General features: G+C 43.0%; 29 protein-coding genes. 15 read left to right on the top strand and 14 right to left on the bottom strand.

The genetic code is table 11. From position 1 onward, the window contains the following. Positions 1–48: 48 nt before the first annotated feature. The 7 genes from QNM18_RS21065 to zapE form a co-directional block, all read right to left on the bottom strand. Positions 49–786, bottom strand: coding sequence for a cytochrome c1 (locus QNM18_RS21065; protein ID WP_023397220.1), 738 nt, complete (start codon positions 784–786; stop codon positions 49–51). Continuing rightward, positions 783–2,006: a cytochrome b gene (locus QNM18_RS21060; RefSeq protein WP_211012108.1), complete on the bottom strand. Its 1,224-nt coding sequence runs from the start codon at positions 2,004–2,006 to the stop codon at positions 783–785. Before QNM18_RS21060 ends, QNM18_RS21065 begins: the two co-directional genes overlap by 4 nt. Before the next feature lie 107 nt (positions 2,007–2,113). After that, a complete protein-coding gene (gene petA / locus QNM18_RS21055; protein ID WP_023397222.1) occupies positions 2,114–2,704 on the bottom strand; it encodes a ubiquinol-cytochrome c reductase iron-sulfur subunit in 591 nt (196 codons plus the stop codon). 441 nt (positions 2,705–3,145) lie between these two features. Next, positions 3,146–3,451, bottom strand: a complete 306-nt coding sequence (locus QNM18_RS21050) for a hypothetical protein (RefSeq protein ID WP_211011891.1) — start codon at positions 3,449–3,451, stop codon at positions 3,146–3,148. A 255-nt stretch (positions 3,452–3,706) separates the two neighbouring features. Further along, positions 3,707–4,099, bottom strand: coding sequence for a 30S ribosomal protein S9 (gene rpsI, locus QNM18_RS21045; protein ID WP_145925054.1), 393 nt, complete (start codon positions 4,097–4,099; stop codon positions 3,707–3,709). An 8-nt stretch (positions 4,100–4,107) separates the two neighbouring features. Further along, the gene (rplM, locus tag QNM18_RS21040; protein ID WP_023397225.1) at positions 4,108–4,536 is read right to left on the bottom strand and encodes a 50S ribosomal protein L13; all 429 of its coding nucleotides are present in this window, start codon (positions 4,534–4,536) and stop codon (positions 4,108–4,110) included. Positions 4,537–4,758: 222 nt separating this feature from the next. Then, positions 4,759–5,847, bottom strand: coding sequence for a cell division protein ZapE (zapE, locus tag QNM18_RS21035; RefSeq protein WP_211012107.1), 1,089 nt, complete (start codon positions 5,845–5,847; stop codon positions 4,759–4,761). Between the two features lie 139 nt (positions 5,848–5,986). Here zapE and QNM18_RS21030 point away from each other — a divergent pair, with 139 nt between their 5' ends. From QNM18_RS21030 to QNM18_RS21020, 3 genes are all read left to right on the top strand, one after another. Further along, positions 5,987–6,442, top strand: a complete 456-nt coding sequence (locus QNM18_RS21030) for a ZapG family protein (RefSeq protein ID WP_211011890.1) — start codon at positions 5,987–5,989, stop codon at positions 6,440–6,442. A gap of 175 nt (positions 6,443–6,617) precedes the next feature. After that, entirely contained in the window at positions 6,618–7,970 is a 1,353-nt protein-coding gene (locus QNM18_RS21025; protein ID WP_284138353.1) for a DegQ family serine endoprotease, read from the top strand. A gap of 235 nt (positions 7,971–8,205) precedes the next feature. Beyond that, a complete protein-coding gene (locus tag QNM18_RS21020; RefSeq protein WP_247687453.1) occupies positions 8,206–9,147 on the top strand; it encodes a trypsin-like peptidase domain-containing protein in 942 nt (313 codons plus the stop codon). An 87-nt stretch (positions 9,148–9,234) separates the two neighbouring features. On the opposite strand, the gene murA is transcribed toward QNM18_RS21020, so the two are convergent. From murA to QNM18_RS20985, 7 genes are read right to left on the bottom strand one after another with little or no spacing between them, the layout of a single operon-like run. Beyond that, on the bottom strand, positions 9,235–10,500 hold the full coding sequence (murA, locus tag QNM18_RS21015) for a UDP-N-acetylglucosamine 1-carboxyvinyltransferase (protein WP_284138352.1): 1,266 nt from the start codon (positions 10,498–10,500) through the stop codon (positions 9,235–9,237). Positions 10,501–10,512: 12 nt separating this feature from the next. Beyond that, positions 10,513–10,770, bottom strand: a complete 258-nt coding sequence (locus QNM18_RS21010) for a BolA family protein (protein ID WP_039608173.1) — start codon at positions 10,768–10,770, stop codon at positions 10,513–10,515. A 5-nt stretch (positions 10,771–10,775) separates the two neighbouring features. Next, positions 10,776–11,069, bottom strand: coding sequence for an STAS domain-containing protein (locus tag QNM18_RS21005; RefSeq protein WP_036974894.1), 294 nt, complete (start codon positions 11,067–11,069; stop codon positions 10,776–10,778). Then, complete coding sequence (locus QNM18_RS21000) at positions 11,062–11,745, bottom strand: MlaC/ttg2D family ABC transporter substrate-binding protein (protein WP_284138351.1); 684 nt, start codon at positions 11,743–11,745, stop codon at positions 11,062–11,064. The genes QNM18_RS21005 and QNM18_RS21000 overlap by 8 nt, the downstream gene beginning before the upstream one ends. 6 nt (positions 11,746–11,751) lie before the next feature. Next, positions 11,752–12,297, bottom strand: a complete 546-nt coding sequence (gene mlaD, locus QNM18_RS20995) for an outer membrane lipid asymmetry maintenance protein MlaD (RefSeq protein WP_284138350.1) — start codon at positions 12,295–12,297, stop codon at positions 11,752–11,754. A gap of 13 nt (positions 12,298–12,310) precedes the next feature. Continuing rightward, positions 12,311–13,087: a lipid asymmetry maintenance ABC transporter permease subunit MlaE gene (gene mlaE / locus QNM18_RS20990; RefSeq protein ID WP_211011884.1), complete on the bottom strand. Its 777-nt coding sequence runs from the start codon at positions 13,085–13,087 to the stop codon at positions 12,311–12,313. A gap of 2 nt (positions 13,088–13,089) precedes the next feature. Beyond that, on the bottom strand, positions 13,090–13,905 hold the full coding sequence (locus QNM18_RS20985; RefSeq protein WP_284138349.1) for an ATP-binding cassette domain-containing protein: 816 nt from the start codon (positions 13,903–13,905) through the stop codon (positions 13,090–13,092). A gap of 234 nt (positions 13,906–14,139) precedes the next feature. Between QNM18_RS20985 and QNM18_RS20980 the strand changes: the two genes are divergently transcribed. The 12 genes from QNM18_RS20980 (at position 14,140) to mgtE (ending at position 23,560) form a co-directional block, all read left to right on the top strand. Continuing rightward, positions 14,140–15,102, top strand: a complete 963-nt coding sequence (locus QNM18_RS20980) for a calcium/sodium antiporter (protein WP_211011882.1) — start codon at positions 14,140–14,142, stop codon at positions 15,100–15,102. 8 nt (positions 15,103–15,110) lie between these two features. After that, a complete protein-coding gene (locus tag QNM18_RS20975; RefSeq protein ID WP_284138348.1) occupies positions 15,111–16,082 on the top strand; it encodes a KpsF/GutQ family sugar-phosphate isomerase in 972 nt (323 codons plus the stop codon). A 1-nt stretch (position 16,083) separates the two neighbouring features. Then, entirely contained in the window at positions 16,084–16,635 is a 552-nt protein-coding gene (gene kdsC / locus QNM18_RS20970) for a 3-deoxy-manno-octulosonate-8-phosphatase KdsC (protein ID WP_284138347.1), read from the top strand. After that, positions 16,632–17,186, top strand: coding sequence for an LPS export ABC transporter periplasmic protein LptC (gene lptC / locus QNM18_RS20965; protein WP_211011879.1), 555 nt, complete (start codon positions 16,632–16,634; stop codon positions 17,184–17,186). Before kdsC ends, lptC begins: the two co-directional genes overlap by 4 nt. Beyond that, positions 17,176–17,706, top strand: a complete 531-nt coding sequence (gene lptA, locus QNM18_RS20960) for a lipopolysaccharide transport periplasmic protein LptA (protein WP_284138406.1) — start codon at positions 17,176–17,178, stop codon at positions 17,704–17,706. The genes lptC and lptA overlap by 11 nt, the downstream gene beginning before the upstream one ends. Next, entirely contained in the window at positions 17,703–18,428 is a 726-nt protein-coding gene (gene lptB / locus QNM18_RS20955) for an LPS export ABC transporter ATP-binding protein (RefSeq protein ID WP_023397242.1), read from the top strand. The genes lptA and lptB overlap by 4 nt, the downstream gene beginning before the upstream one ends. 41 nt (positions 18,429–18,469) lie before the next feature. Next, the gene (locus tag QNM18_RS20950) at positions 18,470–19,981 is read left to right on the top strand and encodes an RNA polymerase factor sigma-54 (protein WP_284138346.1); all 1,512 of its coding nucleotides are present in this window, start codon (positions 18,470–18,472) and stop codon (positions 19,979–19,981) included. Positions 19,982–20,007: 26 nt separating this feature from the next. Beyond that, entirely contained in the window at positions 20,008–20,295 is a 288-nt protein-coding gene (hpf, locus tag QNM18_RS20945; RefSeq protein ID WP_023397244.1) for a ribosome hibernation promoting factor, read from the top strand. A 3-nt stretch (positions 20,296–20,298) separates the two neighbouring features. Further along, positions 20,299–20,754, top strand: a complete 456-nt coding sequence (gene ptsN / locus QNM18_RS20940; protein ID WP_211011876.1) for a PTS IIA-like nitrogen regulatory protein PtsN — start codon at positions 20,299–20,301, stop codon at positions 20,752–20,754. A gap of 12 nt (positions 20,755–20,766) precedes the next feature. Continuing rightward, a complete protein-coding gene (gene rapZ, locus QNM18_RS20935; protein ID WP_211011875.1) occupies positions 20,767–21,609 on the top strand; it encodes an RNase adapter RapZ in 843 nt (280 codons plus the stop codon). Beyond that, positions 21,609–21,887, top strand: coding sequence for an HPr family phosphocarrier protein (locus tag QNM18_RS20930; RefSeq protein ID WP_211011874.1), 279 nt, complete (start codon positions 21,609–21,611; stop codon positions 21,885–21,887). The genes rapZ and QNM18_RS20930 overlap by 1 nt, the downstream gene beginning before the upstream one ends. 314 nt (positions 21,888–22,201) lie before the next feature. Further along, positions 22,202–23,560: a magnesium transporter gene (mgtE, locus tag QNM18_RS20925; RefSeq protein WP_211011873.1), complete on the top strand. Its 1,359-nt coding sequence runs from the start codon at positions 22,202–22,204 to the stop codon at positions 23,558–23,560. Positions 23,561–23,593: the final 33 nt, after the last annotated feature.

Raw genomic sequence — 23,593 nt, 5'->3', positions numbered from 1 at the left:
ATAGGGGCATGCGCCCCTATTACCTATAATCACCATTGAGTGTTCAAATTAATGAACGTCTCTCCAGTACTCTTTCTTCAATAAGAAAGCTAAGATGAAGAAGATTACCAAGAATCCAAGCACTTTGATACCTATTGCTTCTGATTCTAATCGAGAAGGCTCACCCACATACGCTAAAAAGTTAGTGAGATCCCTTGCTGCTTGATCGTATTCGTCATCACTCATCTCACCGGAGCCGTCAGTTTCGACACCCACAATTTTGGTTACAGTCTCACCATTTTCAACGACATCTTCTGTTATCGCCGTTGGTAAGCCCTGAAGTTCTTGTAGAACGTGAGGCATTCCCACTAGTGGAAATACAACATTATTCACACCAAAAGGACGAGACTCATCTTTATAAAATGACTTCAAGTAGGTATAGATATAATTTGGTGATTTAACTCGAGATATCAACGTTAAATCTGGCGGTGCCGCACCAAACCATTTGGCTGCATCATCCTGAGACATTGAGTTAAGGATGTGCGAACCTACTTTAGAGTCATCAAAGATTAATGTCTCTTTACCTATTTCAACAGGGATACCAATGTCACGAAAGGTGCGCTCATAACGTTGATATTGCATCTGGTGACAACCTAAACAGTAATTCATAAATAGTTTAGCGCCACGCTGCAAAGATGCATTGTCCCTCAAATCAATATTAGCGTCCATAAGCGGAACAGATGGACCTGCTGCCATTGCAAAGGTTGGCAACAATGCGAATAAACCGATTAATAGCTTTTTCATCATTTCGTCAACCTCGTCGGTAGTGGCTTCGTCGCTTCATTCTTTGAATAGAAATATAACAGTACAAAGAACATGAAATACGTCACAGTACAAATTTGCGACAAGATTGTCGAAAATACCGTCTGTGGTGTAGCACCTGCCCAACCCAAAATTAAGAAGGTCACTACAAACTGTGCGATATTTAACTTGTGCCAAATGCTGCGATAACGAATGGAGCGCACCTTACCTCTATCTAGCCATGGCAATAATGCCAGCATAACAATGGAGGCGCCCATCGCCACTACGCCAAATAGTTTATCAGGAATAGCACGTAAAATCGCATAGAAAGGCGTAAAATACCAAACAGGGAAGATATGTTCTGGTGTTTTAAGTGGATTTGCCGCTTCGAAGTTTGGCGCTTCTAAGAAGAAACCATTCATTTCAGGCATGAAGAACACCACCCAACAGAACAAAATAAGGAAACCAGCAACACCCAAGACGTCCTTTACGGTGTAATAAGGGTGGAATGGAATAGCATCAACAATGTCTTTTTTACTAGTGTAATATTCATGAAATTCAAACTTAGGTTTGTCTTCTTCAGCAACAGACCCTTTTTTGCGCTTGATCTCTACACCATCAGGGTTGTTAGAGCCCACCTCATGCAGCGCAACAATATGAAGGAAAACCAATATTACCAGCACCAGTGGCAACGCAATAACATGCAGTGCAAAAAAGCGATTTAGCGTTGCACCAGAAATCACGTAATCACCGCGGATCCAAAGAGTAAGATCTTCACCGACAAACGGGATCGCACCGAACAGCGAAATGATAACCTGTGCACCCCAAAATGACATCTGACCCCAAGGCAATAGATAACCCATAAAGGCTTCAGCCATCAAGGCAAGAAATATCAACATACCAAAAAGCCATAACAACTCTCTTGGCTTTTGATAAGATCCATAAATCATGCCACGGAACATATGCAAGTATACGACTACAAAAAATGCAGAAGCACCTGTGGAGTGGAGATACCTCAATAGCCAACCGTATTCTACGTCCCGCATGATATATTCAACGGAAGCAAATGCACCTTCGGCTGAAGGTACAAAGTTCATTGTCAACCAAATCCCCGTAACAATTTGGTTAACCAAAACCAAAATCGCTAATGAACCAAATAAATACCAAAAATTGAAGTTTTTCGGAGCTGGGTACTGCGCAATGTGCATATTCCACACACGCGTCATAGGAATGCGATCGTTGATCCAGCCTACCACAGAGCTGACAACACCATCGCTAGATTGCTTGCTCGGCGCATCTACAGCCGGGCTTTGTTCTTCATATTTAGTTGCCATTATGCCACCTCTTCTTCTTCGCCCACAAGAATTGTGGTGTCATCAAGGAAGGTGTATGGTGGTACTTCCAAATTCAACGGCGCTGGAACATTTTGGAAAACACGTCCAGCCATGTCGAATTTAGAACCATGGCATGGACAGAAAAAGCCATCTGCCGTACCTTCCACTTTCTCGCCGAATCCACCATTCATAAACGTTGGAGAACAACCCAAGTGGGTACAGATCCCAACTGCAACAAAAATCTCCTCTCGTTTTGAGCGGTAGCTGTTTTTGGCCGAGTCCAACTGTTGTGCCTCGTTGGAGTTGGGGTCACGAAGTTGATCTTCGTGTTGTTTCATTTGTTCTAGCATTTTTGGTGTACGATAGATAACCCACACAGGTTTCCCTCGCCACTCAACACGAATTAGTTGTCCAGGCTCAAGTTTGCTTATGTCCACTTCTACAGGAGCCCCTGCAGATTTAGCACGCTCACTTGGATTCCAAGACGCAATAAAAGGAACAGCAGCTCCAACCGCACCAACACCACCTACGACAGAGGTAGCGATAGTTAAAAAACGGCGTCGGCTGTTGTCAACAGGCGCATTGCTCATCCACTTATCTCCACTATGATCCTCAACACTTGCTATATTGAGAACATCAGTTACAGCAGGTTAATTTTAAGATATTTCAAAATAGACGCGATCATTAGTAAAAACCATTTATTTAACAAGGTTATTACTATTCTAATGATGACCATATAAAGTGCTAAGCGCTTCAATAAACAGCCAAGACTAGAAACGACAGGTTATGATATGACGTCTTTCGCAACGATTCCCTGACCAAGATCAACCTCTTTTCAAATGAATGAAAAATTAATCAGACTATATCGCGAATAATTTACTTGCCCTGCAAGTGTAGCAGAGAAATGGTGATAAATTGGTCAACCTAAAAATAACATTTAGGCATTTTAGAAAGTTTAAAATAGTACAGCAGGAATTTTTAGAGGACAGACAAAGCGGAATAAACCGCTTTGCTTTTACGCTTGAGTATCACTATTGAATTAAAAAGTAGCCATTCAATTTGCGATAGTGCTCCCAGCCAGCTGAACAACTGGTTACATCACGATCTCGCCAATATAGTGCAACCTCTTTTCCCGCTGCATATGCGGTCAATGCCATGGACAATGAAGTTTGATCGTCAGGTAATAAAATCCAGCGGGTGTTTGTATTATCTAAATAAATCGCCGCTTGATTCTTGTCTGTCCACTTCACCAATTTAATAATTTTGCCCTTACAGGTCACCTCTGCTTGAACTGCAAATGTAGATACTAAAATAAAAATACTAAGAAGGTATTTCATGACAATTCCTTTAATTTTTGTCGTTATTTTAAAAATATAAAACCACAAAATTCGTCTTTGGCTCGCTTAAACGGAACTTTTTAAATCGAAGACACCCAACAAATTGTGGCTGTTCACCTCTCGTTACAATCGCACCCACAAGTGAATGAAACGCGGTTAATCGCAATTGTACCAATAGTTAAAACACCACAATAGTGCTTGAAACAAAAAACCCAGCACAAGGCTGGGTTTTTGCAAATTCTGAAACGTAATAAATTAACGTTTTGAGAACTGTGTCTTCTTACGTGCTTTCTTAAGACCAACTTTCTTACGTTCAACGCGACGAGCGTCACGAGTAACGAAGCCAGCTTTACGTAGAGTAGGACGTAGTGACTCGTCAAACTCCATAAGTGCACGAGTGATACCGTGGCGGATTGCGCCAGCTTGACCAGTCATACCACCACCTGCAACAGTGATGTAAAGGTCAAACTTCTCAGTTAGTTCAACTAGCTCTAGTGGCTGACGAACAACCATGCGAGAAGTTTCACGACCGAAGTATTCTTCGATAGAACGTTGATTAATTACGATGTTGCCAGTGCCTGGGCGTAAGAATACGCGAGCACTTGAACTTTTACGACGACCTGTACCGTAGTATTGATTTGCCATGATAGTGCTCCTTAAATGTCTAGAACCTGAGGCTGTTGTGCCGCATGGTTGTGCTCGTTACCAGCGTAAACTTTAAGTTTACGGAACATTTCACGACCTAGAGGACCGCGAGGTAACATGCCTTTAACTGCTTTTTCGATGATCATTTCAGGCTTTTTAGCTTGAAGTTTTTCGAAGTTAACAGACTTAAGACCACCTGGATAACCAGAGTGAGCGTAGTACATTTTCTGCTGAGCTTTGTTACCAGTTACAGTAACTTTTTCAGCGTTGATAACGATGATGTAATCACCAGTGTCAACATGTGGAGTGTACTCAGCCTTGTGCTTACCGCGAAGGCGAGCAGCGATTTCAGTAGCAATACGACCTAAAGTTTTACCTTCAGCGTCAACTACGTACCAGTCACGTTTTACAGTTTCTGGTTTAGCAACAAACGTTTTCATTTATAAAATCCAAAGTTTTCAGTTAAAACCACTGGTAGTCAAAGGACTACCGCTCTACTAATGGTGCTTCAACCCCTTCGAGTTTAAGACTTTTTTGCCGCTCAAGTCGGTGGCTAAGCCGACGAGGGCTATAGAACGCAACGTGGCAGGCCGCGGATTATAGCAAGGGTAACTGGGAAAAACCAGCATGTGGCTGATTTTTCCACTAGAAATGTTATTTAATTAAGCTAAGTGTTCTCGTGACAGGTATTCAAGGGATTGCATCTCTTGTAGACGACTGATACAACGCCTGAATTCAAAGTTTAATGTGCCTTGTGTATAAATGTCATCAATAGGTGCTTCCGAAGAAATGATCAAAGTCACATTGCGCTCGTAGAACTCATCGACCAAGGCAATAAAACGCCGTGCAGCATCGTCGTTGGACTGGCCCATTTGTTTTACATTCGACAAGATAACCGTGTTATATAAACGGCTAATCTCCATATAATCCACCTGTGAACGTGCCGTTTCACATAACTGCGTAAAATCAAACATGGCAATGCAATCTGACACCTTGCGCGTTTTAATCATGCGCCCTTCGATTTCAATTTCAGCGTCAAGCACGCCTGGTTCTGGTGACAACTTATCAAAGTACTCAAATAAATTGTCATCGGCCTGTGCATCAAGCGGACTATGGAAAATTTCCGCAGATTCCAACGTCCGTAATCGATAATCAATACCAGAATCCACATTCACAATTTCTGTATTGGCTTTAACAAGCGCTATAGCTGGCAAAAATCGCGCCCGCTGCAAACCATTACGATACAACTCATCGGGCACAATATTGGACGTTGCAACAAGGACTATCCCACGTTCAAACAACGCCTCCATCAAGCCACCTAATAACATTGCATCGGTAATATCTTGGACAAAAAACTCATCGAAGCAAATGATGTCCGTCTCTGACTTAAATATGTCGGCTACAACGTTGAGTGGGTTTTTAACCTCTTTGAGCTTTTTTAATTCATCGTGAACGCGATGCATAAAGCGGTGAAAGTGCACACGCATTTTTCTGTCACTGGGTAAAGCTTCATAAAAAGTGTCGACCAAATACGTTTTACCACGACCTACTCCTCCCCAAAAATAGAGCCCTTTTACTGGCTCTATTTGCTTTTTGCCAAAAAGTTTAGCAAAGAAACCTTTTGGTTCAGGCGGTTGAGATATCAAATCGTCATATAAACGCTGTAAATGCTTTACGGCATTCTCTTGCGCACTGTCGTACTGAAAATCATCTCTTGTAAGATCTTGTTGATACTTTTCCCACGGCGTCATCATATTTTTTTATTGAACAGAGCAGTTTTATTTGCCCAATATATTAACACGCATCCAATCTCAGCGTATATTTAACCTATCGATAGATAGCATTTTAGTAAAAGTAATTAGGTGACACTCACCTTACACAGGAGTAAATATGACAACAATTGCATGGTTGGGCTTATTGATCATCGTGGCGATCAGTGCATTTTTCTTAGGTTCACTCTTTACCAAAAAGCAGTTCAAACATGAAGAATTAGAACAGCAAGCACAGCAAGCTGAGCAAAATTTGGAACAATATAGGCAGGATGTCGCAGACCACTTAGCAAATACTAAAAAGTTAGTTGGCAAAATGCAGGATAATTACAGCCAACTACTTCAGCATGTAGAAGACACCAACCAGCTTTTACTCGAGGAAAAGCGCAGCCACTCAAATGAGCCGTTTTTCTCTAAAGAGACCACTGAACAACTTCAAGCATCATTGCGCGCAAGACCTGAAAAAAGGCGCAATAGTGAGTCAACTCACCATCAACAACCCGTTGATTATGCCGAAGGAGAAAGCGGTTTATTTAACGATGATCGCGCAAAAAGCGAGCAATTAAAAACTTCTTGATGAACTTTTTTTCGACCTCATAGTCTTTAGAAATAACCACCGAATAACAGAGCGGGTGCTACCCGCTCTTTAATTCTGACTCACATCATACCGCTTAAAAGGTATTATAAACTGCTGTTTAATAAGCAGTAAAAGTGATGTGTTTAACGCTGTTATTTAGGAGAATTTCCAGACTATGAAATTAAAATTAACTTTATTATCCGCAGCGCTTTTCTCTTCCAGCTTACTTTTGCTTCCACAAAGCGCAGAAGCTAGGCTACCCGTTGCGGTCGATGGTCAACAAATGCCGACGCTTGCGCCAATGTTAGAGCGCGTAACACCTGGTGTTGTGAGCATCCAAGTTTCAGGCGCCAAAGAAGTACGCCGCCGCGTTGACCCGTTCGATTTTTTCTTCGGCAACCCTGCACCTCGAACACAAAAACGTCCTTTTAGCGGCTTAGGCTCAGGGGTGATAATTGATGCCGATGAAGGCTATGTTGTCACCAATAACCATGTGGTTGACGAAGCGGACAATATTATTGTAACGCTCAAGGATGGCCGAGAATTTAAAGCTAAATTAATCGGTGCTGACAAAGAATCTGATATTGCGTTACTTCAGATTGACAACGAAGATCTCACCGAAGTAAAGCTCGCTGATTCAGACAAACTCCGTGTCGGTGATTTTTCAGTTGCCATCGGTAACCCGTTTGGCCTTAGCCACACAGTAACATCAGGTATCGTCAGCGCACTTGGTCGCAGTGGCCTAAACATAGAGGGTTATGAAGATTTTATTCAAACCGATGCAGCAATCAATCAGGGGAATTCGGGCGGCGCATTAGTCAACTTAAAAGGTGAACTGATTGGTATCAACACCGCGATCCTTGGCGCTTCAGGCGGCAATGTTGGAATAGGCTTTGCCATCCCGTCCAACATGATGAAAAATCTGGTCGATCAAATCATCGAGTATGGTCAAGTTAGGCGTGGTTCTCTTGGTATTGTAGGTCGCACACTCAATGCAGGCCTTGCTGAAGCCCAAGGGTTTGATGTCAAACAAGGGGTTTATATTCAAGAGGTCACCCCTGATTCAGCGGCCGCTGAAGCAGGTGTTAAAGCAAATGATGTTATTACCAGTATTGATGGCGACAAAGTCGAAAGTATTGAAGAGTTGCGCGGAAAAATCGCGACCCTTGGAGAAGGCCGTGAAATTGAAGTGGGCATTTACCGCGACGGTAAAAAACGTACCTTAGATGTTAAATTACAAGGCCAAAATGAACGACAAGCTCAGGCTGACCGGATCCATCCAAGCTTACGAGGTGCGGTACTTGAAAGTAATGAGCGCAATGGCAACCAAGGTATTGTAGTTGTCAGCATTGATGAGCGTTCGCCAGCTGCTCGAGTCGGGCTACAAGAAGGTGATGTGATAATGCAAGTTAACCGCCAGCGAGTAACCACAGTCAGAGAAATGAAAAGTCTGATTGACGATATTCAAGGCAACATTGTATTGGGCATTAAACGTGGGAGAGACTCTGTTTTCTATCTAATTCAGTAAAGAGCTACAAAAAACAGCTAGAATTGCGCAGCGGCTCTTGCCGCTGCGTTGTTTTGTGTCATGATAGCTTTATCACAAAATTAAATACGTATAACAATAAACCGTGCTTCAATTTATTAGATTTATTCTCGTCCCCGCTTTGATAGGGCTCGGTATTGCATTTTTTATCCTCTGGTTAAAACCTGAGTTAAGAGAAAAAGCAGCCAATTTAAACGTGCCATACACTGTTCAGCAAATGAGTTTTGCCAATGGTGTTAGCCGAGCAGCGCCCGCTGTTGTCACTATATTTTCTGAAAGCTTTAGTTCAGTGCCTCGATTTAAACGTCAAAATCGCATTCAAGAATTGGGGTCAGGTGTGATAATGAGCTCGGATGGCTACATATTGACGAACTACCATGTCATCAATAGTGCAGATCAAATCATTGTCTTACTGCCCGATGGCAGACAATATTATGGTGTGCTGATCGGATTTGACACCATTACCGATCTCGCGGTTATCAAAGTAAATGAAGATCATCTGCCAGTTATCCCAATGAATGACAATTTAATTCCGCGTATTGGGGACGTAGTACTGGCCATCGGCAACCCGCTCAACCTTGGGCAAACCATCACACAAGGGATAATCAGTGCAACAGGTAAACAGACTTTAACGGACAGCCAATATAATAGCCTGTTGCAAACCGATGCCGCGGTCAACGTTGGTAATTCAGGTGGCGCTCTGGTCAACTCAAATGGCACCTTAGTGGGTATTACATCTGCTCAATTTACCACGCGGTACAACATTGATATTGAAGGTATCTCCTTTGCTGTACCCTACCGGCTTGCCAAGGATGTTATGACTAAAATCATTGAAGATGGCCGAGTTATTCGGGGCTATTTGGGCTTCAAAGGCACAGCAGTGGATAACAAGGGGCAGGTTATTACCGATGTCTACACTCCGATCATGGGATTGCGGATCAGTGAGCTTGACCCTCTAGGTCCAGTATGGCAAGCGGGTATGAAAGATGGAGACATTGTCACCAAAGTTGCGGGAAATGCTATTACCAACCCGCAAAAAACGCTGCGTACCATTGGCAACACAGAGCCAGGTACCGAGCTTGAGTTTGAAGTGAATCGTAATGGAGAGCGCCTCGTATTTATGGTCGAGGTCGTCGAACTCGAAACCCCTATTTACTAGCGCTTCTATCTAGAAAACGCGAGCTATGAAACGACACCATAATTGGTTTATCCAACTATGGTGAGTTTCTTCACTTGGCGCGCAATGTTAGTTGTGCTTGCGACGAATATTTGCCCCAAGACGACTGAGCTTGTCTTCTATTTTTTGATAGCCTCTATCAACATGATAAATGCGATCAACTACAGTTTCGCCTTGCGCGACAATGCCCGTTAAAATCAAGCTTGCTGAAGCACGCAGATCCGTTGCCATCACTTGTGCACCCGATAAATGCGTGGTTTCATCACAAATTGCAGTATTCCCTTCTAGACGAATATTAGCGCCCATTCGCTGAAGCTCTGGCACATGCATAAAGCGATTCTCAAAAATTGTTTCAGTAATCGTCGCACTGCCATTTGCAACCACATTGAGTGCCGTAAATTGTGCTTGCATATCTGTCGGGAAACCAGGGTGTGGCATGGTCTTGATATTTACTGCTTTCAGATCTCGGTTTTTCATACTAACAAAAATGCTATCGCCATTGACCTCAACTGCGGCATTGGCTTGACGAAGCTTTTCAAGTACTGGCTCGAGGCTAGCGTGATCGGTATTGCGACATAACACTTCACCTTTACTCATTGCCGCAGCGACTAAAAATGTCCCTGTTTCAATACGATCGGGTAGGATTTTATGCTCACAGCCATCTAGCTTTTCAACACCTTGTATTTCAATGCGGCTTGAGCCCGCTCCTTGAATCTTGGCACCCATGGCTATCAAGCACAGTGCTAAGTTGATGATCTCAGGTTCGCGCGCTGCGTTTTCTAACACAGTGGTCCCCTCAGCCAAAGTAGCAGCCATTAGCAGGTTTTCTGTTGCACCGACAGACACGGTCTCCATGAAAACTTCCGCGCCTTGCAAGCGCTTCCCCTGTGGCGTTTGGGCATTGATATAACCGTTCTCTACGCTAATTTGAGCGCCCATTTTTTCAAGGCCTGAGATATGTAAATCAACCGGACGAGCACCAATGGCACACCCTCCAGGCAGTGAGACCTGTGCTTTACCAAAACGCGCCAAAAGTGGCCCTAGGGCTAAAACAGACGCACGCATTTGCTTGACGAGCTCATAAGGAGCCAGTACTTTGTCAACACAGCGTCCATCTACTTCCAGTAGCTCTCCGCGCCAATTTACTTCGGCTCCAAGTGTCCGCAGTAGCGCTTCTGTCGTAACAATATCACGCAACTGAGGTACGTTACTAAAAGTACTTTTGCCATCTGCAAGTAATGCAGCAAATAAGATAGGGAGAGCCGCATTCTTGGCTCCAGATATAGTGACTTCACCGTTTAAAGTGGTGCCACCTTGGATTACAAATTGATCCATTGTGGCTCCTAATTATTGTGGCAAAATGAACTTCTGCTCGCGCTGCCACTCGGTAGGTGTGAATGCTTTTATGCTTACTGCATGTATTGTCCCATCTTTGATCACTTCCATCAGTGGGGCGTATACCATTTGCTCTCTTTTAACGCGTCTTAGTCCATCAAAACACTCACCAACGGCAATCACTTCGTAGTGACTGCCATTCGCTTTTACTTTCACTTCTTCTAAGGTCAAAGATTGTTGTAAAACAGTTTCGACTTGATTCGTTTCCATTGGACTCACTCAAATAAGGTTGTGACCTGCCCCAATTCCATCAAATTTTGCAATTGCTCAGGTCTATTCTTTAACTCAAGGCGCGTGCCTTGTTGTTTCAATTTTCCTAAAGAGTGAATTAACCAAGCTAAACCCGCGGTGTCAACCCTTGAGACCTCACAAAGGTCAAAATACAGCTCTGACTGCGCATTTTCTAACAATTGATTAAGAAGTGATTCATTTATCAGTGTGTCACGAGTCAATTCACCTTTAACCGCGACGGTATCATCAGCAACCTTGGTAAAGTGCAGATTAGGCATTTCCATCATCCCCTCTAAACTGAACCGGCAGCTGACTTTTCTTTTCCAACAGCGAGATCACATGTTCAATCCCCTGTTGACGCAATATACCGTGTAACTCACTTTGTTTCGCATCAAGTAGACTGATCCCTTCTGCCATCATATCAAATGCGCGCCACTCGCCCTTTTTGTTTTTACGTACCTTAAAATCAATTTTGATATCAGGTTTACCAGCTTCAATGATCCTTGTTTTTACTGTGGCCACATTCGCGTCGCCGATAGCACGCGGTGCTTCAAACTCTACTTTTTGATCTGTGTACTGTGTAAATACGCCCGCGTAAGTTGCAACCAAATACGATTTAAACACCTCAATGAATGCCTTGATGTTTTGTACCGCTTGCTTTTTCTCTTCCTTATCTTTAATCGTGCGCACTTTTTGAATATAGCTACCCAAGACTCTGTAAGCCGCATATTTATAGTCAATATAAGGTAAAAGCTCCTGCTCAACGATCACTCTTAAATGTTCTTTATCTTTGGCAATAATATTTTGATCTTTCGCTACTCGTTGAAACGTATTTTCTGCAACCTGTTGAACCATTTTATACGGGTCTTTCAAGTCAACCTGCATCGCATTGGCGAACGATACCAACAACGAGAGAATAAAAATGCTCACAACAAAAAAATGATTCTTCGACATATCTGCTTACTCGCTGCTTTGATTAAACAAGAATTGACCTATCAGTTCTTCTAATACGAGTGCTGACTTAGTATCCGTTATCGCATCGCCGTCTTTAAGCGCTAGACTTTCAACACCAAAGAGATCGTCTAAATCTACTTCATCCTGTGCTGAAACTTCATTCCCTAAACACGTTTGCTTTGCAGATTCAGAAGCAATGACAGGCGAAATACCCAGGTACTGCTCCCCCAGTATGCCCGAAGTCAAAATGGACACCGAAGTCGTGTCTGAGAACTGACATTCATACGTTTTATCAATGCTCATGCTCACAACTGGGACAAATTCTTCTGGGTGAATTTGAATGCTGTCAACACGACCAATGACAACACCACCGACCTTAATTGGGGCGCGGGTTTTTAACGAGCCGATATTGTCAAATTTGGCTTCCAGTCTATATGTTTCGCCATTACCACTGATCCCTGCATTAGCTACTTTCATTGCAAGCATAACAAACGCAGCGACACCTAAGGCTACAAATAAGCCAACTAAAATTTCTATTTTCCGTGTATTCATTTTTTCCTAACCCTTAACTCGAAAACATCACTGCTGTTAATACAAAATCAAAGCCTAAAACAGCCAGTGAAGAATGCACAACGGTTTCCGTTGTCGCCTTGCTTATCCCTTCTGAAGTAGGGATACAATCATAACCTTTATACAATGCGATCCACGTAACGATTAACGCAAAGACAAAACTTTTTATAAGACCATTCATTATATCTTGTTGCAGCGAAACCTGAGACTGCATAATTGACCAAAAGCTTCCTGAATCGACGCCTAACCAATCAACACCGACTAAATGTGCGCCTATAATTGCCACAGCGGAAAATATCAATGCCAGTAAAGGCATACTGATAAAACCGGCCCAAAAACGAGGTGCTACAACTCGCTTCAAAGGGTCTACAGCCATCATTTCTAAACTAGATAGTTGCTCGGTTGCTTTCATTAAGCCTATTTCGGCAGTTAAAGCACTACCGGCACGGCCGGCAAATAATAATGCTGTCACAACAGGACCAAGTTCTCGCAACAAGCTCAGAGCTACCAACGGCCCCAAACTGTCTTCAGCACCATAACCAACTAACACCGTGTAGCCTTGAAGCGCTAGCACCATTCCTATAAATAGACCGGATACCATGATGATCAAAAGAGACTGGTGACCCACCATGTAAAGCTGCTTTATCAGTAAAGGAGCACCTTGTCGAAGGTTGGGAACATTCAACAGTGCCCCTAGCAACATTTGTGTTGCTCGACCGATAGATGCAAAGCGGCTGAGCGTTTTATGTCCTAACTTTTGTAAAAAATCCACGCTTATATGCCTCCATCCAATAATTCCTGTTCATACGGCGCAGCTTTATAATGAAACGGGACAGGACCATCCGACAATCCCTGCAAGAATTGCTGCACAAGCGGGGAGCTATGAGCCAGCATCTGTTCCGGAGAGCCACTGCCAATAACCCCCTGCTCTGCGATAATAACAACATGATCAGCAATACTGAGTACTTCTGTGACATCATGGGTCACGATGAGTGATGAAAGCCCTAACACTTCATTCAGAGATTTAATCATTCTGACCAGCACGCCCATTGAGATTGGATCCTGCCCGGCAAAAGGCTCATCATACATAATGAGTTCAGGGTCTAGCGCAATTGCCCTTGCTAGTGCAGCTCGTCTAGCCATACCGCCTGAGAGCTCTGCTGGCATAAGTGATCGCGCACCGCGTAAGCCAACCGCTTGCAACTTCATTAATACAATAAGACGAATTAAGTCTTCGCTTAGCTGAGTGTGTTCACGTAGTGGAAAAGCAACATTGTCAAAAACGGACATGTCGGTAAAAAGTGCGCCACTTTGGAATAGCATGCTCATTTGTTTTCGTGCTTGATATAACTCAGAACGAGACATAGCAGGCACACTTGAGCCCATAAACGTAATATCGCCACTATCTGGGCGAAGTTGACCACCTATCAAGCGCAACATGGTTGTTTTACCAATACCACTAGGCCCCATGATGGCTGTAATTTTACCTCTAGGCACTGAAAAGCTCATATTTTTATATATGACCCTATCACCGCGAGAAAAGGTTACATCCTTGACTTCAACGATTGACTGCGACAAGTCGCTCTCCATATATCGATTTCACCAATTGGTGAATAATACGTTTTTTTACACCAAGATGGAAAATGCAAATTGGTAAAATTTTGTAATGGACATGGTTACAAAACGTTGAATATCGCCGTATCACGTAAATTTATCCGTTTACCTATCTACAGTATTGCTCTATCAAGATCAGATTATTTATACATTTGACAACGCATTTGATAATATTTACCGCACTGTATTTAGTTGCTCGGCATAGGTTTCATGGTTTTATCTTTTGTCATTCTTATCTTAGGTTTTGTTGCACTGGTTTGGAGCGCAGATAGATTTGTTTTTGGTGCAGCCGCTTTAGCAAAAAACCTGGGTGTACCCACCTTAATTGTTGGCCTAACAATTGTTGCTATGGGTTCATCTGCACCCGAAATGATGGTTGCAGCACAAGCTGCTTTATCTGATAAAACCGACACAGCTGTCGGCAATGCCATTGGATCCAATATTGCCAATATCCTTTTGGTATTAGGCATTACAGCTTTACTCAGACCTTTGGCTGTCGGTTCTGGAATATTACGACGCGAAATGCCGCTCTTAATTATTGTCTCGCTGGGCGCATGGTACATCGTTAGCGACAATTATTTCAGTGCTACCGAGGGCTATGTCTTACTTGCCGGGTTCGCAACGTTTATTCTCGGCCTCATTTATATCACCAAGAACAGTAATCACGCTCAAGAAGATGACCCTTTAGTATCTGAGGCTTGTGATGAAGTACCTGACAATGTACCTACTGGCAAGGCTGTTTTTTGGTTGATAGTTGGCATGATAGTATTGCCAATCAGTGCTGACGTTCTAGTTGACTCCGCTGTTGATATTGCTAAGTTCTTTGGTATGAGTGACTTGCTTATCGGCCTGACCATTATCGCTATTGGTACGAGCTTACCTGAGCTCGCGGCATGTGTAGCAGGTGTGCTTAAGAATGAAGATGACTTAGCATTGGGCAACATCATTGGCTCGAATATTTTCAATATCCTCGCTGTATTGTCTATTGCTGGTATTTTAAACCCGGCTTCACTCGATATGAACATCGCACAGCGAGATATCTACGTAATGCTGGGTGCGACGATCGCGCTCATTGTGATGAGTGTAAACCTCAGAGGCAAGCGACAAATTAATCGTCTAGAAGGTGGCGTGTTACTCGCTGCGTTTATTGGCTATATGTACGCCATTATTTAGGAGTTGGCATGAAGCACCTGTCATTTATTGAATCTGCAAAGCGAGTATTGGAAATTGAACAACAAGCAATTAGTGAGTTAAACAAATTCATAGACACTAGCTTTGCTAACGCCTGCGAACTTATGCTGAACTGCAAAGGGCGCGTCATTGTTATCGGTATGGGCAAATCTGGCCACATCGGTAATAAAGTTGCCGCTACATTAGCGAGTACAGGTACACCCTCTTTCTTTGTTCACCCCGGAGAAGCGAGCCACGGCGATTTGGGCATGATCACATCAGATGACGTCGTTTTGCTGATATCAAACTCTGGCGAAACTGGTGAAGTAATCGGTATCATCCCCGTTATTAAGCGAATTGGTGCACATGTAATCAGCATGACAGGCAATGAGCAATCGACCATGGCACAGCAAGCTGATGTCCATCTTTGCATCAAGGTTTCTAAAGAAGCTTGTCCGTTAGGGTTAGCGCCCACAGCTAGCACCACAGCTACACTGGTAATGGGAGATGCACTGGCTGTAGCACTGCTCGAGTCCAGAGGCTTTACCGCGGATGATTTTGCACTGTCACATCCCGGCGGCAGTCTTGGAAAACGCCTTCTCCTTACGTTAGAAGAGATTATGCACAAAGGTGACGGGGTACCCAAAACACTGGCAGGTAGCTCAATAAAAGACGCGCTATTTGAAATGTCAGCCAAAGGGCTCGGCATGACCGCTATCGTCAATCAGCAAGGCCAACTGTGCGGTCTATTTACTGACGGTGACTTACGCCGTGTTATTGAGCAAAAAATTGATCTACATAATGATACTATTGATTCGGTAATGACGATTTGCTGTACTACAGCTTCACCAGATATGCTTGCAGCTGAAGCACTCAATATTATGGAAAAGAAACGAATTAATGGCCTCATTGTGATCGATGAAAACCAACATCCTATTGGGGCACTAAACACTCAAGATTTATTGCGCGCGGGAGTATTATAACATGCAGTTTAGTGAGCTTTATCAACCCATCACATCTCAAATAAATGACAGAGCTAAAGCAGTTAAACTGCTAATTTGTGATATTGACGGCGTATTTTCTGACGGTCGCATTTACTTAGGAAATCAAGGTGAAGAACTAAAAGCATTTAATACCAAAGACGGTTTTGGGGTTAAAGCTCTCATTGAGTCAGGTATTGAAGTAGCCGTGATCACAGGTCGCCATTCAGAAATCGTTAAGCAGCGAATGACTAGCCTAAACGTTAATCATATTTTCCAAGGCCAAGAAAACAAGCTGCAAGCTTATGACAAGTTAAAGGCCGAACTCAATTTAACTAACGAGCAAATCGCCTATATTGGTGACGATGGACCGGATATTCCAGTCATGCAACAAGTTGGCTTTGCAGTGGCGGTTGCTGACGCGCATCCACTGGTGAAAAACTTAGCTCATTACACGACTATGATGCCGGGAGGTTTTGGCGCCGTCCGGGAGCTAACTGACTTGTTGATGTTAAGTCAGGGCAACGAGTTACTCTCTAATGGGAGCAGTACATGACTAATTTACGAGTCATACTACTCGTAGTTTTCGGCGCTACCATGCTGTGGCTTTGGTATCCTTTTTTAATACAAACAGAGCAGCAATCTCAACAACAAGAAGAAACGATTGCCAAGCCTGATTATGTCGCTGTTGATTTGAAACAGACTTCTTTTGCTGAAAATGGGCAGCTCAGCTACCAAATTACAGCAAAAAGAATGGAGCTCTATCAGGAGCTGGGGTTTAGTCATTTTGAGGCCCCTATTTTTGTCTTACATAATGGGCAGCACAACTGGCAACTCGCAGCGAACGAAGCCACTTTATACGAAAACGATACCTTAATTTTAGAAGGTAACGTTAAAGCAACCAACTTGAATGAAACAGCAATGATCACGCACATTGACGCAGACAACCTCCGGCTCGAAATAACCAACCGGATGATGCGCTCAGAGCAGCCAGTGGTCATTACAGGCCCAAGTGTAACAATTACTGGAAAAGGCCTTATCGCCGATCTCAATATTGAGGTCATTGAACTCATCAACCACACCGAAACGATTTATGATAAGCAATAAACTAAGTGCAACCCTACTATTTACTTGTGCTATTGGACTACTGCCACATAGCGTATTCGCTAATAGTAACCAAGAGCAAGTCATTATCAGTTCAGGCAAGCAGCAAGCACAATTACAGACTAACATCGGCGTATTTGAAGAAAATGTCGAAATTATTCATGGCCAGAGAAAGATCTTTGCAGATCGCCTTGAAGTACATCGGCGAGAAGAGCTAGGCGAGAATAAACAATTGTTAGTTGCGACTGGCTCTCCCGCAATCTTTCAGGAACGACAAACTGATGGCTCACTCTTAAAAGCCAGCGCCAATGAAGTGCGCTATGATGTCGCAAATCGCCTGCTGACAATCAAGGGTAACGCAGAGATCAGCCAAGCAGGCCAAAAGATTTCCGCTCAAGAAATACTCTATGATATGGAAAAACAGCTGATCAGCGCACAAAAAGCCAATGACGAAGGTAAGCGCGTAAGAACAGTCTTACTCCCTGTTGACAAAAAACAAGATGGTAACAAGGAGCAACAGTGAGCACACTAAAAGCCACAGCACTCGCCAAAAGCTACAAAGGCAGACAAGTTGTTAAAAATGTCGAACTAAGTGTTGAAGCTGGGAGCATTGTGGGTTTGCTAGGGCCTAATGGCGCAGGTAAAACCACCACTTTTTATATGATTGTCGGTTTAGTGCCAAGTGACAAAGGCAGCATTCACATTGATCAGCAAGACATCACCCTACTGCCAATGCACAGCCGTGCACGTATGGGGATAGGCTATTTACCACAAGAGTCATCGATATTCAGAAAGTTGACGGTTTATCAAAATTTAATGGCTATTTTGGAAACTCGTAAAGACCTAAATAAAGCTCAGCGTGAAACGATATTAAACGAATTATTGGACGAATTTAATATTCAACATATTCGCTCTAGTTTAGGAATGGCGCTTTCCGGTGGAGAGCGTCGTCGAGTCGAAATTGCTCGCGCTTTAGCCGCAGATCCAAAATTTATTCTATTAGATGAGCCTTTTGCTGGCGTTGATCCCATTTCAGTGTTAGATATAAAGAAAATTATTGAGCATTTAAAAAACCGTGGAATCGGTGTGTTGATCACAGATCACAATGTGCGTGAAACATTGGATGTATGTGAAAAAGCCTATATTGTTTCCCATGGTGAATTAATTGCTTCAGGTAGTCCTGAACATGTTTTAGCGGATCAAACAGTCCGAGATGTCTACTTAGGCGAACAATTCAGGCTATAGTTAAGAATAAGCGTAACAACAGAAAGGATTGTTAGAGATACATGAGGCAATCGCTACAGCTGCGCATGGGGCAGCAATTAACAATGACACCACAACTGCAGCAGGCGATTCGCCTGCTGCAGTTGAGCACATTAGACCTCCAGCAAGAAATTCAAGAAGCGCTGGACAGCAATCCTTTATTGGAAGTAGAAGAAAACGAACAAGAGTCTTTTGACAACGGTCTAGATAAAACGCAAGAGCAATCACAGACAAGCGAAAAAGCGGAGTCCAGTTCTGAGGAGATCCCTGAGCCGCAGCTCAGTGATTATGAGCAAGACACTGACACAGCTCTAAATAAAGAGACACTCAGCGATGAGATGGCGATGGATGTTACTTGGGATGAATACATCAGTGCGGCACCGGTTAGTTCATCAGGACCTATGCCTGAGGATGAAAGTGTTTACCAAGGGCAAACAACAGAAAGCTTGCAAGAATATTTGATGTGGCAGCTTGAGCTCACGCCATTTAGCGCGACGGATAGACTGATCGCACTGTCAATTGTAGAGGGGGTCGATGATTCTGGCATTTTAACCGTATCGTGTGAAGACATTTTAGAAAGCTTGAATCTAGACAATGATCAAGATCCCGTCGAACTCGATGAAGTTGAAGCTGTATTAAAACGCATCCAACTCTTTGATCCAGTAGGCATCGCCGCTCGAAGCCTTCAGGAATGCTTAATCGTACAACTCAATCAATTTGCAGCAGACACCCCTTGGCTTGAACAAACCAAGTTAGTTATCGATGAACATATCGATCTATTAGCGAATCGTGATTATCGTACTATCATGAAGAAAACAAAGCTCAAAGAAGGTGAGCTAAAAGAAGTGATGACGTTGATCCACAGCTTAAACCCTAAGCCCGCGGCAAGTATAGTGCAAGAAGAAGCCGATTACGTGATCCCTGATGTCTCAGTGAAAAAGGTCAAGGGGCGTTGGGTTGTAGAGCTAAACCCTGACTCTATGCCTAAAATAAGAGTTAACGATCATTACGCTGCAATGTCTCGCTCTGTAAAATCAAGCAGTGACAGTCAATTTATTCGCTCTCATTTACAAGAAGCAAAGTGGTTTATTAAAAGCCTTGAAAGCAGAAATGAAACTTTATTGAAAGTTACTAATTGCATTGTGCAGCAACAACAGGCATTCTTTGAACATGGCCCTGAGGCAATGAGACCTATGGTACTCAATGATGTTGCTGAAATGGTTGACATGCACGAGTCGACAATATCTCGAGTAACAACGCAAAAATACATGCACACGCCTCGTGGCATTTACGAATTGAAATACTTCTTCTCGAGCCACGTTAGTACCGAGAATGGTGGTGAATGCTCTTCCACAGCAATCCGAGCACTCATCAAAAAGCTAATTGCAGCTGAAAACTCAGCTAAACCTTTGAGTGATAGCAAAATTGCAGATGTATTAGCTGATCAAGGTATTAAGGTGGCAAGACGTACTATTGCCAAATACCGAGAGTCTTTGGCTATTCCACCGTCTAATCAACGTAAGAGCTTGATTTAGGCGTAACAAAAGAAGGAAAAATGCTTATGCAACTAAATTTAACTGGTCGCCATGTAGAAATTACCGATTCATTAAGAGACTACGTAACGAGTAAGTTTGCGAAGCTAGAAAGGCATTTTGATCACATCAACAACGTACATGTAATCTTAGATGTCGAAAAACTCATACAAAAAGCAGAAGCCACATTGCATGTCAACGGAGGTGAATTGTTCGCTTCTACAGAACATAAAGATATGTATGCAGCAATTGATGGTTTGATTGATAAGCTAGACCGACAAGTGATTAAACATAAAGAGAAGCTAACTCGACACTAAATCATGAAACTTAGCACACTCATTTCCGAGGACTGTAGCAAAGCTGCGGTCCTTTTTAATAGTAAGAAAAGAATACTTCAATATATTAGTGAGTTGGCGCAGCAAAAAATTCCAAGTGCCAATCAACATGAGATTCTTGAGGCACTTTTATGCCGCGAAAAGCTTGGCAGTACAGGGATAGGTAAAGGGATAGCGATCCCACATGGTAGATTGCCAGGTTTAAATAATATTGTTGCCATCATACTTGTAAATCAACAAGCCATTCCTTTTGATGCCTATGACGATCGCAATGTAGACATTTTTGTTGCACTCATCGTACCAGATGGTGAAAATAAACAACATTTAGAGACCTTAGCTAGTATCGCTGGTAAACTAAATAACAAAGCTTTTTGTAAACGACTTAGGCAAGCAAGTAATGATAGCGAGCTTCATCAAGTCCTTGTTGAGTTTGATAAATAATAGGAATTAAACGTGGAACTCATAATTATCAGTGGCCGCTCTGGTTCAGGTAAATCTGTTGCGTTAAGAGTTTTAGAAGACTTAGGTTATTACTGCGCTGATAATATTCCAGTTAACCTGCTGCCAGCTCTAGTTCGCAGTGTCTCAGACAGCTACAACAAAATTGCGGTAAGCATTGATGTAAGAAACTTACCTAAAGAGCAGCAAGAATTTCATGATATCTTAGAGTATTTACCTGGGTTTGCGAATCCACGTGTTTTTTATTTAGATTGTGATGATCAAACTCTGGTAAAGCGCTTTTCAGAAACTCGACGCTTACACCCGCTGTCATTAAACGACTTACCACTAGACTTGGCCATAAAACAAGAACGCAACTTACTTGATGTGTTAATCCGCCGTGCCGATGTCACCATAGATACCACAGATCTCAGTGTTCATCAGTTAGCAGAGAGTGTACGTGAAAAAATCCTCGGGCAAAAAGACAAGCAGCTTATTATCACGTTCGAATCATTCGGCTTTAAGCACGGCATCCCTAAAGAGGCTGATTACGTCTTCGACGCACGTTTTTTACCAAACCCGCATTGGGAACCAGAATTAAAACCCTTAACAGGCTTAGATCAGCCCGTAATTGATTATTTATCAAGCCATAGCATAGTTCAAAAGTTTGTTTGGCAAATTCAAACCTTCATGCAAACTTGGTTACCACACTTAGAGCGTAATAATCGTAGCTATTTAACAATCGCCATCGGCTGTACTGGTGGGCAACACCGCTCTGTATACTTGGCTCAAACACTGGGAGAGCGTTTTCAAAGAACTCACTCCAATGTCAAGATTCGTCACCGAGAACAAGAGTAATGAGGCGAGAATACGAGGGCGTTTTTCTTATAAAAAATAAGCTGGGTCTACATGCTCGAGCAGCAACAGTTCTAGCACAGTTGTCTACTCAATTTAACGCTCAAGTTACGCTACACCAAGGCGATAAAAGCGCGCCAGGAGACAGCGTATTGGCTCTATTGCTACTAGAGAGCAGCCAGGGAAAAGAAGTGAAAGTAACCTGCACAGGTCCCGATGCGCAAGACGCTTTGCTTGCAATTGGAAATCTCATTGAAGATAAGTTCCATGAATCTGAATAAGATCTAGCTTCAAGTGAACTATAAGGATACTACTTTTATCCCGACAGCTCTGTTAATGCAAATAAACTGTAATACAATACTTTTAATTTAAGCAGCTATAATCATTATATTATTTTCACTTTTACAGTAATATGGCGCGACGCAGATAGGCTCTCCCAAATCTATTTGTTTTGAGTGCCATGCCTTTGGAATGTGAGAGCAGTATTGACCACAAGGTTAATCACTGTCATTACCCTAAAGGGGTAACATTAGTTGTCCTAGATGACTAATCAAAACACACTATCACTTATTCTTAAATTGAAATTTGGAAGCCTATGCCTGACGTTTTTGAACAAGACTATACACTGGAACAATTACAGCAAGTAACAAAAGCAATAAACAGTGGACAGTTTGTTCAAGTCAGACAGACATTGGCAGAGATCCCGCCATGTGATACAGCACTACTACTCGAGTCATCGCCTCATAAAATAAGAACGGCCTTATGGCAGTTAGTTGACCCCGATATTCAAGGGGATGTACTTGAAGAGCTCTCAGAAGACGTTCGACTTAGCATAATCGCCAAAATGGAGCCCGAATTAATCGCGGCAGCCACCGAAGATATGGACGATGATGACTTGGGTGAGGTTCTGCGAAGCTTGCCTGTCCCTGTCTATCAAGATGTTATCAGTGCGATGGATAGCCAAGACAGAGCACGAGCCACGCTCGCACTGTCTTACAATGAAGACTCTGCTGGTGCATTGATGAATGGTGATACCATCACCATACGACCTGATGTGAGTTTAGATGTGGTGCTGCGCTATTTGCGCTTAAAAGAAGAGTTACCACAAGGTACCGACGATCTTTATGTCGTCGACAAAGAAAACCGCTTTTTGGGCTCTTTATCCATTGGTATTTTATTGACCAACCCTCCTGACAAGCTCGTACAAGAGCTGATGAACGAGGAAAGAGAAACGATCCCTGTGACAATGCCCGAAAGTGAAGTTGCACAGCTATTTGAGCGCCACAATTGGATTTCGGCACCAGTAGTCGATGATCAAACGCAGTTATTAGGCAGGATCACCATTGATGATATCGTCGATGTAATTAGAGAAGATGCCGAACATAGTTTAATGAGTATGGCTGGTCTAGAGGATGAAGAAGATACCTTTGCACCAGTAATGAAAAGTAGCCAAAGGCGCTCAATTTGGCTTGGGATCAATTTACTGACAGCACTACTTGCAGCCTTTGTCGCCAGCTTTTTTGAAAGTACGCTCGACATTTTACCTATTTTAGCAGTACTCAATGGCATAGTACCCAGCATGGGGGGAGTTGCAGGTAGCCAGACCTTAACCTTGGTTATCCGTGGTATTGCCTTAGGTCATGTCAATCAAACTAACCAAAGGTTTTTACTTGGTAAAGAGCTGGCGATCGGCGCGCTCAATGGCGTGCTGTGGTCTTTGTTAATCGCAGGAGTGGTTGCCCTTTGGCAATGGGACTTTAAGCTTGGTGCAGTGATTGCTTTTGCCATGTTCATGAATTTGGTTGCTGCTGGGATCGCGGGAGCGAGTATCCCCTTAATATTAAAGCGTATGAAGATAGACCCAGCGTTGGCTGGAAGCGTAGTCCTGACCACAGTCACAGATATTGTTGGCATATTTGCGTTTCTTGGCACTGCAACATGGTTCTTGCTCTAAGCCTGACTTAGAGCAAGACATCGTATAGTTTTA

The organism is Pseudoalteromonas obscura (assembly GCF_030135505.1).
GTDB lineage: Bacteria > Pseudomonadota > Gammaproteobacteria > Enterobacterales > Alteromonadaceae > Pseudoalteromonas > Pseudoalteromonas obscura.
Note: the sequence above shows the minus strand (reverse complement) of the source record. Positions and strands in the feature narration are given on the sequence as shown.

Bases quoted from the DNA above. Each gene is read 5' to 3' on its own strand.
- mgtE (WP_211011873.1), top strand. From the start codon at position 22,202: ATGCCTGACGTTTTTGAACAAGACTATACACTGGAACAATTACAGCAA.
- QNM18_RS21050 (WP_211011891.1), bottom strand. From the start codon at position 3,451: ATGAAATACCTTCTTAGTATTTTTATTTTAGTATCTACATTTGCAGTT.
- QNM18_RS20975 (WP_284138348.1), top strand. From the start codon at position 15,111: ATGAAGCACCTGTCATTTATTGAATCTGCAAAGCGAGTATTGGAAATT.
- QNM18_RS21060 (WP_211012108.1), bottom strand. From the start codon at position 2,006: ATGACGCGTGTGTGGAATATGCACATTGCGCAGTACCCAGCTCCGAAA.
- QNM18_RS21005 (WP_036974894.1), bottom strand. From the start codon at position 11,069: ATGCCTAATCTGCACTTTACCAAGGTTGCTGATGATACCGTCGCGGTT.
- rplM (WP_023397225.1), bottom strand. From the start codon at position 4,536: ATGAAAACGTTTGTTGCTAAACCAGAAACTGTAAAACGTGACTGGTAC.
- QNM18_RS21010 (WP_039608173.1), bottom strand. From the start codon at position 10,770: ATGGAAACGAATCAAGTCGAAACTGTTTTACAACAATCTTTGACCTTA.
- QNM18_RS21000 (WP_284138351.1), bottom strand. From the start codon at position 11,745: ATGTCGAAGAATCATTTTTTTGTTGTGAGCATTTTTATTCTCTCGTTG.
- QNM18_RS20980 (WP_211011882.1), top strand. From the start codon at position 14,140: ATGGTTTTATCTTTTGTCATTCTTATCTTAGGTTTTGTTGCACTGGTT.
- mlaD (WP_284138350.1), bottom strand. From the start codon at position 12,297: ATGAATACACGGAAAATAGAAATTTTAGTTGGCTTATTTGTAGCCTTA.
- kdsC (WP_284138347.1), top strand. From the start codon at position 16,084: ATGCAGTTTAGTGAGCTTTATCAACCCATCACATCTCAAATAAATGAC.
- QNM18_RS20950 (WP_284138346.1), top strand. From the start codon at position 18,470: ATGAGGCAATCGCTACAGCTGCGCATGGGGCAGCAATTAACAATGACA.
- petA (WP_023397222.1), bottom strand. From the start codon at position 2,704: ATGAGCAATGCGCCTGTTGACAACAGCCGACGCCGTTTTTTAACTATC.
- QNM18_RS20930 (WP_211011874.1), top strand. From the start codon at position 21,609: ATGAGGCGAGAATACGAGGGCGTTTTTCTTATAAAAAATAAGCTGGGT.
- lptC (WP_211011879.1), top strand. From the start codon at position 16,632: ATGACTAATTTACGAGTCATACTACTCGTAGTTTTCGGCGCTACCATG.
- murA (WP_284138352.1), bottom strand. From the start codon at position 10,500: ATGGATCAATTTGTAATCCAAGGTGGCACCACTTTAAACGGTGAAGTC.
- QNM18_RS21020 (WP_247687453.1), top strand. From the start codon at position 8,206: ATGAGTTTTGCCAATGGTGTTAGCCGAGCAGCGCCCGCTGTTGTCACT.
- QNM18_RS20985 (WP_284138349.1), bottom strand. From the start codon at position 13,905: ATGGAGAGCGACTTGTCGCAGTCAATCGTTGAAGTCAAGGATGTAACC.
- zapE (WP_211012107.1), bottom strand. From the start codon at position 5,847: ATGACGCCGTGGGAAAAGTATCAACAAGATCTTACAAGAGATGATTTT.
- hpf (WP_023397244.1), top strand. From the start codon at position 20,008: ATGCAACTAAATTTAACTGGTCGCCATGTAGAAATTACCGATTCATTA.
- QNM18_RS21030 (WP_211011890.1), top strand. From the start codon at position 5,987: ATGACAACAATTGCATGGTTGGGCTTATTGATCATCGTGGCGATCAGT.
- QNM18_RS21065 (WP_023397220.1), bottom strand. From the start codon at position 786: ATGATGAAAAAGCTATTAATCGGTTTATTCGCATTGTTGCCAACCTTT.
- ptsN (WP_211011876.1), top strand. From the start codon at position 20,299: ATGAAACTTAGCACACTCATTTCCGAGGACTGTAGCAAAGCTGCGGTC.
- QNM18_RS21025 (WP_284138353.1), top strand. From the start codon at position 6,618: ATGAAATTAAAATTAACTTTATTATCCGCAGCGCTTTTCTCTTCCAGC.